This window comes from Streptomyces sp. NPDC018045 (assembly GCF_044327445.1).
Lineage (GTDB): Bacteria > Actinomycetota > Actinomycetes > Streptomycetales > Streptomycetaceae > Streptomyces.
In genome coordinates this window covers 38,808-51,891 of sequence record NZ_JBIRFL010000014.1, presented here as the reverse complement: position 1 = coordinate 51,891, position 13,084 = coordinate 38,808, and the positions used below count along the sequence as shown (strand labels likewise).

At 71.9% G+C, this 13,084-nt stretch carries 8 protein-coding genes; 4 read left to right on the top strand and 4 right to left on the bottom strand.

Annotation, left to right across the window (positions count from 1 at the left end; all coding sequences use genetic code 11):
• Positions 1–384: 384 nt before the first annotated feature.
• The 4 genes from ACH4EB_RS26270 to ACH4EB_RS26255 all read right to left on the bottom strand — a co-directional run bounded on the left by ACH4EB_RS26270 (position 385) and on the right by ACH4EB_RS26255 (position 4,693).
• Positions 385–936: an ATP-binding protein gene (locus tag ACH4EB_RS26270; RefSeq protein ID WP_398350198.1), complete on the bottom strand. Its 552-nt coding sequence runs from the start codon at positions 934–936 to the stop codon at positions 385–387.
• A 264-nt stretch (positions 937–1,200) separates the two neighbouring features.
• Positions 1,201–1,968 carry an enoyl-CoA hydratase/isomerase family protein gene (locus ACH4EB_RS26265; RefSeq protein ID WP_398350197.1) on the bottom strand — a complete coding sequence of 256 codons (768 nt, stop codon included), beginning with the start codon at positions 1,966–1,968 and terminating at the stop codon, positions 1,201–1,203.
• Positions 1,969–2,063: 95 nt separating this feature from the next.
• Positions 2,064–3,227, bottom strand: coding sequence for an Ig-like domain-containing protein (locus tag ACH4EB_RS26260; protein ID WP_398350308.1), 1,164 nt, complete (start codon positions 3,225–3,227; stop codon positions 2,064–2,066).
• Between the two features lie 284 nt (positions 3,228–3,511).
• Positions 3,512–4,693 (bottom strand): Ig-like domain-containing protein, encoded by a 1,182-nt coding sequence (locus ACH4EB_RS26255; protein WP_398350195.1) that lies wholly within the window; start codon positions 4,691–4,693, stop codon positions 3,512–3,514.
• A 574-nt stretch (positions 4,694–5,267) separates the two neighbouring features.
• Between ACH4EB_RS26255 and glgX the strand changes: the two genes are divergently transcribed.
• The 4 genes from glgX to ACH4EB_RS26235 all read left to right on the top strand — a co-directional run bounded on the left by glgX (position 5,268) and on the right by ACH4EB_RS26235 (position 13,079).
• Positions 5,268–7,481 (top strand): glycogen debranching protein GlgX, encoded by a 2,214-nt coding sequence (gene glgX, locus ACH4EB_RS26250; RefSeq protein WP_398350306.1) that lies wholly within the window; start codon positions 5,268–5,270, stop codon positions 7,479–7,481.
• A gap of 34 nt (positions 7,482–7,515) precedes the next feature.
• On the top strand, positions 7,516–9,519 hold the full coding sequence (locus tag ACH4EB_RS26245; RefSeq protein ID WP_398350193.1) for an ABC transporter ATP-binding protein: 2,004 nt from the start codon (positions 7,516–7,518) through the stop codon (positions 9,517–9,519).
• Positions 9,516–11,450 carry an ABC transporter ATP-binding protein gene (locus ACH4EB_RS26240; RefSeq protein ID WP_398350191.1) on the top strand — a complete coding sequence of 645 codons (1,935 nt, stop codon included), beginning with the start codon at positions 9,516–9,518 and terminating at the stop codon, positions 11,448–11,450. Before ACH4EB_RS26245 ends, ACH4EB_RS26240 begins: the two co-directional genes overlap by 4 nt.
• 234 nt (positions 11,451–11,684) lie before the next feature.
• Positions 11,685–13,079 (top strand): CBS domain-containing protein, encoded by a 1,395-nt coding sequence (locus ACH4EB_RS26235; RefSeq protein ID WP_398350189.1) that lies wholly within the window; start codon positions 11,685–11,687, stop codon positions 13,077–13,079.
• Positions 13,080–13,084: the final 5 nt, after the last annotated feature.

The window sequence follows — 13,084 nt, the reverse complement described above, 5'->3', positions numbered from 1 at the left end:
ACCGCGGGCCCGTTGTTCCCGGACGACCGGCCCCTCCCGCCGTCGAGTTACCTGCATGACACACGCTTGTGATCGCATAACCATGGAAGGAATCGATTACCTAACCACTAAATGCAAGGCTGGTGTCGTAGCTCACCTTTGATCGAGCGGCATTTGATCGACGTTCGATACGTTCTGTCCGCAATTGACGCTTTGGCAAGGCCGCGACCGGCCTGCCATAGTCGGTGCCAGCGACCCCCCATTGACCCGGGCCAAGGTCGTCCAGACCCCGCGGGTACACCCCTTTCGCCCGCCGGCGGTCGACACTGGGGCCTCACCCGCGTACCGCGCGGGCGGGCCCCAGTCGCGTTCACGGGCCCGGCCACCGGCCGGCGCGCGGTCGTCTCAGCGGTCGATGACCCGCATCTCGAACCAGGTCGTCTTGCCGCGCGGCAGCAGGTCCACGCCCCAGCGGTCGGAGAGCTTGTCGACGAGGAAGAGGCCGCGGCCGCTGATGTCCAGCTCATGGACCGGCATCAGGCAGGGCAGGCCCCGGGACGGGTCGCGGACCTCTATACGGATCCAGCCACGGCGGCGGAGCATCCGCAGTCCGAAGGTGCGCGCACCGGTGTGCCGGACGGCGTTGCCGACCAGTTCGGAGACCAACAGCACGGCGTGCTCGGTCAGTTGATGGGAGACGTTCCACTGCTTGAGGAGCACGGACTGGGTCAGCCGACGGGCGGTGAGGGCGGACTCGGGGCGGGAGGGCAGACGCACCTCGTCCAGCGTCGGGTCGCCCACCAACTCCAGCGCCCGGGCGGCGGGATCGTCGTCGGACGGGCCGCTCTCCGCGCCCGCACGGGGGAGACCTTTGGGAAGTCCCCAGCGTGCGGCGGCCGTGCCGCTCCGCGGCCGCGGCTGCTCCATTCCTTCGAGGCCCGCCATGCCCCCCATCATGGCCGCTGCCGCGCGGTCACGGGGGCGGAACCGTGGGAATACCCTGCCCGGAACGCCCCGTTCCGGCACCCTGCCGCGGCATATGCCGACGGCAGGGCGAACCCGGCCGAATCCCTGCTGACCTGCGGTGTCTTCATGCGCCTACCCGATCATCGGGCCCGGCGAACGGAGACCCCCCGGGGTGTCCCGACGATTTCCCCGATTCCCCCACACGAGGCACCGGCCGTCGACCGGAGACCAACAGCACCGCCAACCACCCCTGCCTCAGCGGAACTTGGCCTTACCCGGGCCTTCCTCCACGAAGCTGCGCATACCGGTCTCGCGGTCCTCGGTGGCGAAGAGGCCCGCGAACCAGGTGCGCTCGATCGTCAGACCGGTGTCGATGTCGGTCTCCAGGCCCGCGTCGACGGCCTCCTTGGCGGCCCGCAGCGCGATGGCGGGACCGGCCGCGAGCCGGGCCGCCCAGGCGTGCGCCTGCTCGTAGACCTCGGCGGCGGGCACGACCCGGTCCACCAGCCCGAGTGAGAGCGCCTCCTCGGCCCGGACCTGGCGGCCCGTGAAGATCAGGTCCTTGGCCTTGGAGGGGCCGACGAGCCGGGCCAGGCGCTGGGTGCCGCCGGCGCCCGGGATCAGGCCGAGCAGGATCTCCGGCTGACCCAGCTTGGCGTTGTCGGCGGCGATCCGGAAGTCGGCGCACAGCGCCAGCTCGCAGCCGCCGCCGAGCGCGTACCCGGTGACGGCGGCGACCACGGGCTTGGGGATGCGCGCCACGGCGGTGAAGGAGTCCTGCAGGGCCTTGGCCCGCTGGATCATGGCCGGGTGGTCCATGACCTGCATCTCCTTGATGTCCGCGCCGGCCGCGAACACCTTCTCGCCGCCCCAGATGACGACGGCGCGCACGTCGTCACGGCGGGTGGCCTCCTCGGCCAGCTCGCGCAGCCGGTCCTGGGTGGCGACGTCCAGTGCGTTCATCGGCGGGCGGTCCAGGCGGATGGTGCCGACGCCCTCGGCGACCTCGAAGTTCACAGTCATGAGGGCAGGTTAGTCCGCGTTAACGCGGCACGGACCGGCGCCCTTCGGTCAACAGCCGGGGCGCCGGCGGCGGGCACCTGGAGCGGGACCGCGGACTACCGGCCGGACCGCCACTTCTCCCAGGACATGTTCCACACGTTGAGGCCGTTGTCGGGCGCGATCGTCTCGTCGTGGGAGTTCTTGACCGTGACCACGTCGCCGATCAGCGAGTTGGCGTAGAACCAGGCGGCCGGGGTCGAACTGTCACCGCCGCCGCGCTGGTCGAAGAGGCCTATGCAGCCGTGGCTGGCGTTGCGGGAGCCGAACGTCGACCTGCCGGACCAGTAGTTGCCGTGGATGAACGTGCCGGAGGTGCTCAGCCGCATGGCGTGCGGCACGTCCGCGATGTCGTACTCGCCACCGAAGCCGACGGTCTCCCCGTTCATCCGGGTGACCTCGTGCTTCTCGCTGATCACCATCTGGCCGTTGTACGTCTCGGTGCCCGGCCCGCCCGCGGTGACGGGGATCGTCTTGATCTTCTTGCCGTCGCGGACGACGGACATCTCCTTCGCCTGCACATCGACCGTGCTCACCTGGCTGCGGCCGATCGTGAAGGATATGCGCTTGGACTGCGTGCCGTAGACGCCCGGCCGGCCCTCGACGCCCTTGAGGTCGATGTCGAGCGTGACCTTCGTGCCGGGGGCCCAGTACTTCTCGGGGCGGAAGTCCAGGCGGTCGTTGCCGAACCAGCGGCCCACGATCGGCACCGAGGGCTCGGCCGTGACCTTGATGCCCTTCTCGACGCTCTCGGGGTCGGTGATCCCCCGGGTGAAGTTGAGGGAGACCGGCATGCCGACGCCGACGGTCTGGCCGTCCTCCGGGGTGTACCGGCCGACGAAGGTGTTCTCCGGCACCAGGGTGGTGAACGTCGCGTGCCGGGCGGACTCGCGCAGTTGGTCGTCGACGGCGACGGCGTCGACCTTGTACGTCGTGGCGGCCCGCAGCTTGCCGGTGGGCTGCCAGACCGAGCCGCCGGTCAGCTTGCCCGCGACCGGATTGCCCTTGTCGTCCTGGACCTTGACCGACGTCAGCCGACCCCGCCAGGAGCTGACCTTCAGGGCGCCGTCGGTGGCCACATCCTTCGCGCCGTCCTTGGGCGTGATGGTCACAACGGCCTGCGAGGGCTGCTTGTCCGCGTCGGTGCCGCCGCGCTCGTGGTCGCCACCGCCTCCGCAGGCGGTGGCCAGTATCAGCAGCGCCGACAGCAGCAGGGCGAGCATCCCGCCGCTCCTCGACGGTCCTGCCCGCCGCTCCCCCGGCACCGGCTGCCCCTGCTGCACGTTCACGACTGGCCCCTTTGCTCCCTCGCCCGGCCCGCAATCCCCCGTACGCGCATATCTACCCACGCACGCTCAGCCGATAGGTAACCACACCCCACTGACAGTGGCTTCACCCGGCGATGTCACCGTTCGGCCTCAAGTGATATGCGTGGGGCGGGATCGCACGAAAGGGAGTCCGGTTCGCCCCGAAGTCGGCCGGAAACGTCTTCGCGTCGCGGTGCCTCTCACCGCAGCGCGGAGCCCGCGCGCCACATCTGCCACGGCATGTTCCAGCCACCGAGGCCGTTGTCGGGCGCGACCATCCGGTCCCGGGAGTTCACGACCTCCACGACGTCACCGACCAGCGACCGGTCGTAGAACCAGCCGGCCGGGGTGTCCGGGCCGCCGCCCTGGGTGTCCCGCAGCCCGATGCAGCCGTGGCTCGTGTTGGCGCCGCCGAAGGTCCGCTGAGGCGCCCAGTAGTTGCCGTGCAGAAACGTTCCCGACGTGGTCAGGCGCAGCGCGTGCGGCACGTCCGGGATGTCGTACTCGCCGCCGAAGCCCACCGTGTCCCCGTCCATGCGGGTCACCGGGTGCCGCTCCAGGATCACCATCTTGCCGTTGTAGGTGGGGCTGGTGAGGCTGCCGGCGGTCACCGGGAGGGTGGCCAGCCGCCGGGCGCCGCGCCACACCGTCATCGTGTGCGCCGCCGCGTCAACCCGGCTGGTCTGATCCCGGCCGATCCTGAACCGGACCTGCTTGCGCTGCGTCCCGAGCACCCCGGGAGCGGCCCGGACGCCCCGCAGCCGCAGGTCCATGGTCACCTGTGTACCGGGCCGCCAGCGGGTGCGCGGCCGGAAGTCCAGGCGGCGGGCGCCGAACCAGTGGGCGGCGACCTCGGTGGCGGGCCGGGCGGTGACGGAGACGGCGCGCTCGACGGCCGCCCGGTCGGCGACCGGCCGGTTGAACTCCAGCGAGACGATCATGCCGGTGCCGACGGTGGCGCCGTGCTCGGGCGTGAAGAAGCCGACGAGGCGGTGCGGCGGTACGTAGGTGGTGAAGGTGGTGTGGCGGGCGGACCGGCGGCCGTGCCCGTCCAGCGCCACCGCGTCCACGGTGTAGCGGGCGGCCGGGGCGAGGCGGGCCGTCCCGAAGGGGCGCCAGCTCAGCCCGTCCGGGGTGATCCGGCCCGGCACCGGCGTACTCCCGTCGTCCTCGATCCGGCTGACCGCGACCCGCTCCAGCCGCCCGTCCGGCACCCGTACGGCGATGCGGTCCCCGGGCCGTACGTCCTTCGCGCCGTCCTGCGGAGTCACCCTGATCGCTTCCTTCGGCGACCGCGGTTTGCCCCCGGTCACCGCCTCGGGGAACCCGCAGCCCGCCAGCGCCACGACGGCCGTGAGGACGGCGACGGTGGCGGCCGTCACGGAGGACGGCCCCCGGCCCCGGTGGGGCGGCCGTGCCGGACGGCTCCCCACCGGGGGCCGCCGCGTGGGGGGCGCCGGTACGGAGGCGGCCCGCCCGGGAGCCCGCCGTACGAGGACCGGCCGCTCCATGTCCTGATATGTCACGCCGCGATAGGTCACGGTCAGACCAACGAGGCCCCCGGCGCCGAGGAAACGTGAGGCGGCGGCCCGTTGCGGGAAGAACACAGGGGAGGACGGGCCGGCGCGCGGCCGGGGCGCCGCGCGGCCCCGTCCGACCGAGCCATGAGCCGCGGGAGGCTGGCCTGTGTCGAGCGCACCCGAGCAGGAGTCGGTACAGGACGTGCGGGGCGAGGACGGCCTGCGGAGCGGACAGCGGGACGGCGCCGAGCCCGGACGTACGAGGCCGCCCGGGGGCACGGAGCCCGGGCCCGCGCGCACACCGGACGCCGCGAACGGCGCGGAGCCCGGGAACGGCGCCGCGCCCGTCAACGGCCACCGGGTCCGCGTACCCCCCGCCCGGCAGCCCGGCCCCGCCACCGCGCGGGACCCGGCGGACCGGGACGTTCCGCTTCCCGTGCCGGTACGGCCCGGCAGCCCGCAGCCGCTCGGGGCCCGCTACCGTACGGGCCCCGACGGCGTGGCGGGCACCAACTTCGCCCTGTGGGCGGGCGGCGCGGACTCCGTCGAGGTGTGCCTCTTCGACGACGAGGACCGCGAGACCCGCCACCCGCTCACCGAGCTGACACACGAGATCTGGCACGGCTTCCTGCCCGGCGTCCGGCCCGGCCGGCGCTACGGCTACCGGGTGCACGGCCGCTGGGACCCGTGGACCGGCGCCCGCTGGAACCCGGCCAAGCTGCTCCTGGACCCGTACGCACGCGCCGTGGACGGCGAGTTCACCCTCCCCGCCCAGGTGTACGGACACGTCCGTGACTGGCCGCACCAGCACGTCGCCGACACCGTGCGCGACGACCGCGACTCGGCACCGTACGTCCCCAAGGGCGTCGTCGTCGCCGACGAGGACCCGGAGGACGGCGGCGACGAGTGGATGGACGACCGGCGGCCCAAGACGCCCTGGTCCGACACCGTCCTGTACGAGACGCACGTCCGCGGCTTCACCATGCTCCACCCTGGCATCCCCGAGGAGCTGCGCGGCACGTACGCCGGCCTCGCGCACCCGGCCGCGATATCCCACCTCACCCGCCTCGGCGTGACCGCCGTCGAGCTGATGCCGGTGCACCAGTTCGCCCATGAGGACCACCTGCTCCGCCGCGGCCTGCGCAACTACTGGGGCTACAACTCCATCGGCTACTTCGCGCCGCACGCCGCCTACGCCGCCTCCGGGACCCGCGGCCAGCAGGTCGGCGAGTTCAAGCGGATGGTGCGGGCCCTGCACGACGCCGGCATCGAGGTCGTCCTCGACGTGGTCTACAACCACACCGCCGAGGCGAGCGAGCTGGGCCCCACCCTGTCCTTCCGGGGCATCGACAACCGCGGCTACTACCGGCTGGCGGACGGCAGCCGCCGCTACGCCGACTACTCGGGCTGCGGCAACACCCTGCACGTCGTGCAGCCCAACGTGCTGCGCCTGATCACCGATTCGCTGCGCTACTGGGTCACCGAGATGGGCGTGGACGGCTTCCGCTTCGACCTCGCGGCGGCGCTGGCCCGCTCCATGCACGACGTGGACATGCTCTCGCCGTTCCTGGCGGTGATCGCCCAGGACCCGGTGCTGCGCCGGGTCAAACTCATCGCCGAACCCTGGGACGTGGGCACCGGCGGCTACCAGGTCGGCGCCTTCCCGCCACTGTGGACGGAGTGGAACGACCGCTACCGCGACACCGTGCGCGACTTCTGGCGCGGCGCCCACTCCGACGTACGCGACCTCGGCTACCGGCTCTCCGGGTCGAGCGACCTGTACGCGTGGGGCGGCCGCCGCCCGTACGCCTCGGTCAACTTCATCACCTCGCACGACGGCTTCACCCTCCGCGACCTGGTCTCCTACGGGCACAAGCACAACGCGGCCAACGGCGAGGGCAACCGGGACGGCACGGACGGCAACCGCTCCTGGAACCACGGCGCGGAGGGCGAGACCGGCGACCCCGCCGTACAGGCGCTGCGCCGCCGCCAGTTGCGCAACATGATCACCACGCTGCTGCTGTCCACCGGGGTGCCGATGCTCGTCGCGGGCGACGAGATGGGCCGTACGCAGGGCGGGAACAACAACGCCTACTGTCAGGACAACGCGACCAGTTGGGTCGACTGGTCGCTCCTGGACGACCCAGGATGGCGGGCCCTCGCCACCCTCGCGTCCCGGCTGATGGCGCTGCGCCGCGACCACCCCGTACTGCGCCGCCGGGCGTTCTTCTCCGGCCGCCCGCAGCGCCCGGACGGCCTGCGCGACCTGGCCTGGTTCACCCCGCGCGGCACGGAGATGACCGAACAGGACTGGTACGCGCCCACCTCCACGCTCGGCATGTACCTCTCCGGAACCGACATCCCGCAGCGCGACCCCGAAGGCCGCCCGGTCGTCGACGACAGCTTCCTCGCCGTCCTGCACACCGGCCACCGCCCGGTCGCCTGCACCCTCCCGGGGCCGCCCTGGGCCGACGCGTACGAGCTGGTCGTCGACACCTACCGCGAGGACCAGGACGAGCCGCCCGGCACCGTACTGCGCGCCGGGGCCCGGCTCACCGTTCCCGAGCGGACGGTGCTGTTGTTGCGCGTGGTGGCGGGCTGGCCTCACCGCTGCCCAACCGCCGCTCGGGACGCGGCGAAAAGCCGATGAGCGATGTCAGTGGTGAGCCGTACTCTCGGTGCTGATGGCCGAGACACCGAAGGTGACGAGACAGCAGCAGCCCGACAGACCCGCCGCCGCCCCCGCCGACGGGCGGCGTACGGCGGCCCGACGCTCCGCCGTGCGCTCCCTGCTGCGCCTGTGGCCGTTCGTACGGCCGGTGCGGGCGCGGCTGTTCACGGCGGCGTTCGTGGCGGTGCTCGCGTCCTGCATCGGGCTGGTCATCCCCCTGGTCCTCAAATGGCTCGTGGACGGGCCGATCGCCGACCGGGACCCGGGCGGGGCCTGGCTGGGCGGCGGGTACCTGCTCCTGCTCGGCCTCGCCGAGGCGGGCCTGTTCGGGCTGCGGCGCTGGCTGGTGGCGCGGCCGCTGGCGCGCGTCGAGGCCACGATGCGCGACAGTCTGTACCGGCACGTGCAGCGGCTGCCGGTCGCCTTCCACGACCGCTGGGCCTCCGGCCAACTGCTGTCCCGGGGCACCACGGACCTTCAGCTCCTGCGCCTGTTCCTGGCGTTCCCGCTGACGTTCCTGCTCGTCAACGCCACCACGATCCTGGTGGGCTGCGCGATCCTGCTGGTGCAGCGGTGGTCGCTGGGGCTGGTGCTGCTGGCGCCGATCGTGCCGCTGATCGCGCTGTGCTCGGTCTTCGAGGCGAAGTACGCGGTGGCCGCGCGCCGGGCCCAGGACCAGGTCGGCGACGTGACCACGGTCGTGGAGGAGTCGGTCCTCGGCATCCGGATCATCAAGGGGTTCGGCCGGCACCGCAGCCAGGCCCGCGCCTTCCGGACCCTGACGGCGCGGCTGCGCACGACCGAGCTGCGCAAGGCGCGGCTGCTGGCCTTCCTGTGGTCCTTCATCATGGCGCTGCCCGAGCTGGCCGTCGGAGCGGCCCTCGTACTCGGTACGGTCCAGGTGGCCGACGGCGACCTGTCGGCCGGCACCCTCGTGGCGTTCCTGTCCACGGCGCTGGCCCTGATGTGGCCGGTGGAGTCGATCGGCTTCCTGCTGGCGATGAGCAACGACGCGGCCGCGGCCACCGACCGGTACTTCGAAGTCCTGGACGAGCCGGTCGCGGACCGGGACGACACTTGGAAGGCGACGGGACGGACGGACGGGGCCGCCCCCACAGCCGACACCGGCCCCGGAGCGACGGACCACACAGCCGACACCGACACCGGCTCCGGAACGACGGACCACACAACCGGCCCCACCCCCCGAACCGCCGACCTCGCGGCCGACACCACCCCCGAATCCGCGGGCCTCGCCTTCCACGCCGTCACCTTCCGCTACCCGGACGCCCCCGCCGGCGCCCCGCCCACCCTCCGGGGGATCGACCTGCACATCCGTCCCGGCGAGACGATGGCACTGGTCGGTGCGACCGGCAGCGGCAAGACCACGCTCACCGCGCTCGTCCCCCGGCTCTACGACGCGACCGGCGGCCGGATCACCCTGGACGGCACGGACATCACGGCGCTGTCCCGCGACGAGCTGCGGGCCCGGGTCGCGGTGGCCTTCGAGGAGCCGACCCTGTTCTCGGCGACCGCCGCGGAGAACGTCCTGATGGGCGGAGAGGGCGCCGGTCCCGACGACCTCCGGCGGGCCCTGCGCGTCGCCCAGGCCGACGGATTCGTGGACGCGCTCCCCGACGGCACCGACACCGAGGTCGGCGAACAGGGGCTGAGCCTGTCCGGCGGGCAGCGGCAGCGGCTCGCACTGGCCCGCGCGGTGGTCGGCCGGCCCCGCTTCCTGGTCCTGGACGACCCGCTGTCGGCCCTGGACGTCCATACGGAGGCGCTGGTCGAGGCGGCGCTGCGGCAGGTGCTGGCGACCACCACCGCCCTGGTCGTCGCCCACCGCCCGTCCACGGTCCTGCTCGCCGACCGGGTGGCGCTGCTGTCCGGCGGCCGGATCGCGGCGGTCGGCAGCCACCACCAACTGCTGCGCGAGAACGCCGAGTACGCGGCGCTGATGTCCGGCGCCGCGGACGACCGGAGCACCGCCCGGCGCGAAGGGGAGAGCGTGCGATGACCACGAGCACAGGTGCCGGTACGGCCACGGGTGACGCGCCGGACGGCGACAACCGGCCCCAGCCGCCTTCCCCACCGCCGGCCGACCGTTCCGCCCCTTCCGACCGCTCCAACCCTTCCGGCCCTTCCGGCCCTCCCGCCCCCGACGTCTTCGCGCAGGACCTCCTGCCCACCGCCAAAGGCGCCTCCCGCGGCCTGCTGGGCTCGTTGCTGCGTCCGCACACGCGCGCCGCCTGGGCGGCGGCCGTCCTCCTCATGCTCCAGCAGGCCGCCGTACAGGCCGGACCGCTGCTGGTCGCCTTCGCCATCGACCACGCCGTCCCGGCGCTGCGCGCGGGCCACCACGGCCCGCTGATCGCCGTGGCGGCGGCCTACCTGCTGTGCGCGACGGCCGGCGGCGGGCTCCAGTACGTCTTCGTCCGGCTCTCCGCGCGCATCAGCCAGGACGTCCTGCTCGACCTGCGGGGCCGGATCTTCCGGCACGGTCAGGCGCTGAGCCTGGACTTCCACGAGCGCTACACCTCGGGACGGCTGATATCCCGCGCCACCACCGACGTGGAGGCGCTGCGCGAGCTGCTGAACGAGGGCCTCCAGGAGCTGATCTCCATCGTCCTGGCCACGGTCTACATCACGGTGACGCTGCTCTACCTCGACTGGGGCCTGGGGGCCGCCGCCGTCGCCACCGCCGGGCCGCTCTACCTGCTCGTACGCTCCTTCCGACGCCGGTCCCGGCGCGTCTACAGCGTGAAGTCGTCGGCGATGGCCGCCGTCATCGTGAAGTTCGCGGAGACCATCAACGGCATCCGCCCGGTGCAGGCGTTCCGGCGCGAGCGACCCAACGACGCGGCGTTCGCCCGCCTGAACAGCCGCCACGAACGCACCAACGGTGACGCGATATTGGAGATGGCCCGGTATGTCATCTCCTCACGCCTGGTGGCCAACGTCGCGGTGGCCGCGCTGGTCCTGTGGGGCGCGTACCGGGTGGCCGCGGGCAGCCTGGCCCTGGGCGTGCTGGCGGCGGCGGTCCTCTACCTGCGCCGGCTGTACGACCCGATCGACCGCCTCGGCATGTTCCTCAACTCCTACCAGGCCGCCGCCGCTTCGCTGGAGAAGATCGCCGGGCTGCTCGCCCAGCGCCCGAGCGTCCCGGAGCCCGCCGATCCGCTGCCGCTGCCGGCCCGGCCGGGTTCCCGGCCGGGCCGCGAGGTCACCTTCGACGGTGTCCGGTTCGCCTACCGCACCGGCGGCGAGGTGCTGCCGCGCTTCGACCTCACTCTCGCCGCGGGCCGTACGGTCGCCGTGGTCGGCTCCACGGGCGCCGGCAAGTCCACCCTGGCCAAGCTGCTGGCCCGGTTCTACGACCCGAGCGCCGGCAGCGTCCGGGTGGACGGCGTCGACCTGCGCGACCTGTCCGCCGTCGAGCTGCGCCGCTCGGTGGTCATGGTCACCCAGGAAGCGTTCCTGTTCTCCGGAACGGTCGCGGAGAACATCTCCATCGGCCGCCCCGACGCCACCCGCGAGGAGGTCGAACGGGCCGCGCGGGCCATCGGCGCGCACGACTTCATCGCGGCCCTGCCCGACGGGTACGACACCGACGTACGCAAGCGCGGCGGCCGGATCTCCGCCGGCCAGCGCCAGCTCGTCGCCTTCGCCCGCGCCCTGCTCGCCGACCCGGCCGTGCTGATCCTCGACGAGGCCACCAGCTCCCTCGACATCCCCGGCGAACGCGCGGTCCAGCACGCCATGGACACGGTCCTGCGCGGCCGCACGGCCGTGGTCATCGCCCACCGCCTGTCCACGGTCGAGACCGCCGACCGGGTCCTGGTGATGTCCGACGGCCGCATCATCGAGGACGGCACCCCCACCGAACTGACAGCGGCCCGAGGCCACTACGCGGCCCTGCACGAGGCTTGGCGGGAAAGCGTGGGGTGACGCGCTCGGCCGCCTCCGGGTTCGCGACTACGCAACGATGTCACGCCGCTCCTGGGACGTGGTGTGCCCTCAGCCGGGCCCTCGGGGCTGAAGGAGCAAGTCTTCCGATCCTTGAGCGCTTCTTCGAAATCCCGCGATAATCGGTTCGACTGTCGCGCTGGGGGCTCACGCCTCAGGAAGCACCGAGCCCGTGGGCCGACCACAAGCGCGGGACGAGCCTGGGGAGAGAAGCGCATGACAGGCATTTCGGGCGTTTCCGATACGAGTGACGCCGAGGGAAGAGCTTCTTATCTGCTGGCGGGGCGGCGCGTCAGCATCTCCGATCTCGTGGCAGCCGGTCTTCTGGAGACCGGTGCACAGCTCACCTTTGAGCGGCCTCGCATCGGCGAGACACACGCTGCACGTGTATCGAAGGATCACTTGATCGAGCTGGTCGACGGGCAGCAATTCAAGTCTCCGTCCAGTGCGGCCATAGCGGCGGTGGGCAGCGGCTCCTTCGACGGCTGGCATGCCTGGGCCCTGGACGACGGCACGACACTGGACGCGCTGCGTCAGCGGCTCCTCGACTCGGTGGCCGCGCAGGCATCGGACGAAGTCACGGTGCAGACCTCCACCGTCCGCCACGAAAAGCTGAAGAAGGCCAGGGAGGGGGCGGAAGCCGGGCGCCCGGTCAGCCTCACGGTTCGGGATCTCCTGAGCTGGTGGGGTGCCGAAAGGCGTGACTACCTGATCAGTCAGCAGGTCGTCGCCGAACTGGACAACCACAGCCTGGCGACGCTGCCCGATTTCACGGCGGTGCACCTCGACGCCCAGGTGGATCTGGTGATCGCCCCGACGGGCGTGGGGGGCGGGCGAGAACCGGAGCAGAGCGCCGCGACAACACAACCCGCCCCCGAAGGTGAGGGTGACCACAGCCTCGGCCTGACGGTCGGCAACCTGCCGTCGGCGATGGCCGGCGTCGTCTCGGTCTCCCCGTCGGCGACGTTCGAGGAAGCCATCACAGAGATGGCGGTCAACGGCTATTCACAACTCGCGGTTCTGGCCGGAACTCGCAACCTCCGCGGCGCCGTCACCTGGGAATCGATTGCCCGGGCGCGGCACGCGGACCCGAACGCCCCATTTTCCAGGGCGATCATCAAAGCGCGCGACGTCACGTACGACCAACATCTGGTCGACGTCCTGCCCTTGCTCGCTGACTTCGACTTTGTCCTGGTCAGAGACCAGGCGAACGCGGTTTCCGGCATCGTCACGGCCAACGACGTGGCCGCGGCTTACGGGGCGATGGCCACGCCGTTCTTCCTGATCGGCGAACTCGATCAAAGGCTGCGGAGAATCCTCTCCGATGTCTTCGACGTGGAACACGCCGCCGCACTGTGCTCGCCGGACGGAGATCGCGACATCAGTTCTTTCGATGATCTGTCCATCGGGGACTACCAGCGCATTCTCCAGAACAAGGATTCATGGGAAGCCCTGGGCTGGCCGCTGGACCGGAAAGTCTTTGTGAAGCGGATCGACGAGCTGCGCGAGATTCGCAATGACCTGATGCACTTCAATCCGGATCCGATCCCGGCAGACGCCGTGCAGAAGATCCGCCACATGATCGCGCTGCTGCGGGAGTACGCCGACTGACTCGA

Coding starts and splice junctions, on each gene's coding strand:
- ACH4EB_RS26270 (WP_398350198.1), bottom strand. CDS start 936: ATGATGGGGGGCATGGCGGGCCTCGAAGGAATGGAGCAGCCGCGGCCG.
- ACH4EB_RS26235 (WP_398350189.1), top strand. CDS start 11,685: ATGACAGGCATTTCGGGCGTTTCCGATACGAGTGACGCCGAGGGAAGA.
- ACH4EB_RS26240 (WP_398350191.1), top strand. CDS start 9,516: ATGACCACGAGCACAGGTGCCGGTACGGCCACGGGTGACGCGCCGGAC.
- ACH4EB_RS26265 (WP_398350197.1), bottom strand. CDS start 1,968: ATGACTGTGAACTTCGAGGTCGCCGAGGGCGTCGGCACCATCCGCCTG.
- ACH4EB_RS26260 (WP_398350308.1), bottom strand. CDS start 3,227: ATGCTCGCCCTGCTGCTGTCGGCGCTGCTGATACTGGCCACCGCCTGC.
- ACH4EB_RS26245 (WP_398350193.1), top strand. CDS start 7,516: ATGGCCGAGACACCGAAGGTGACGAGACAGCAGCAGCCCGACAGACCC.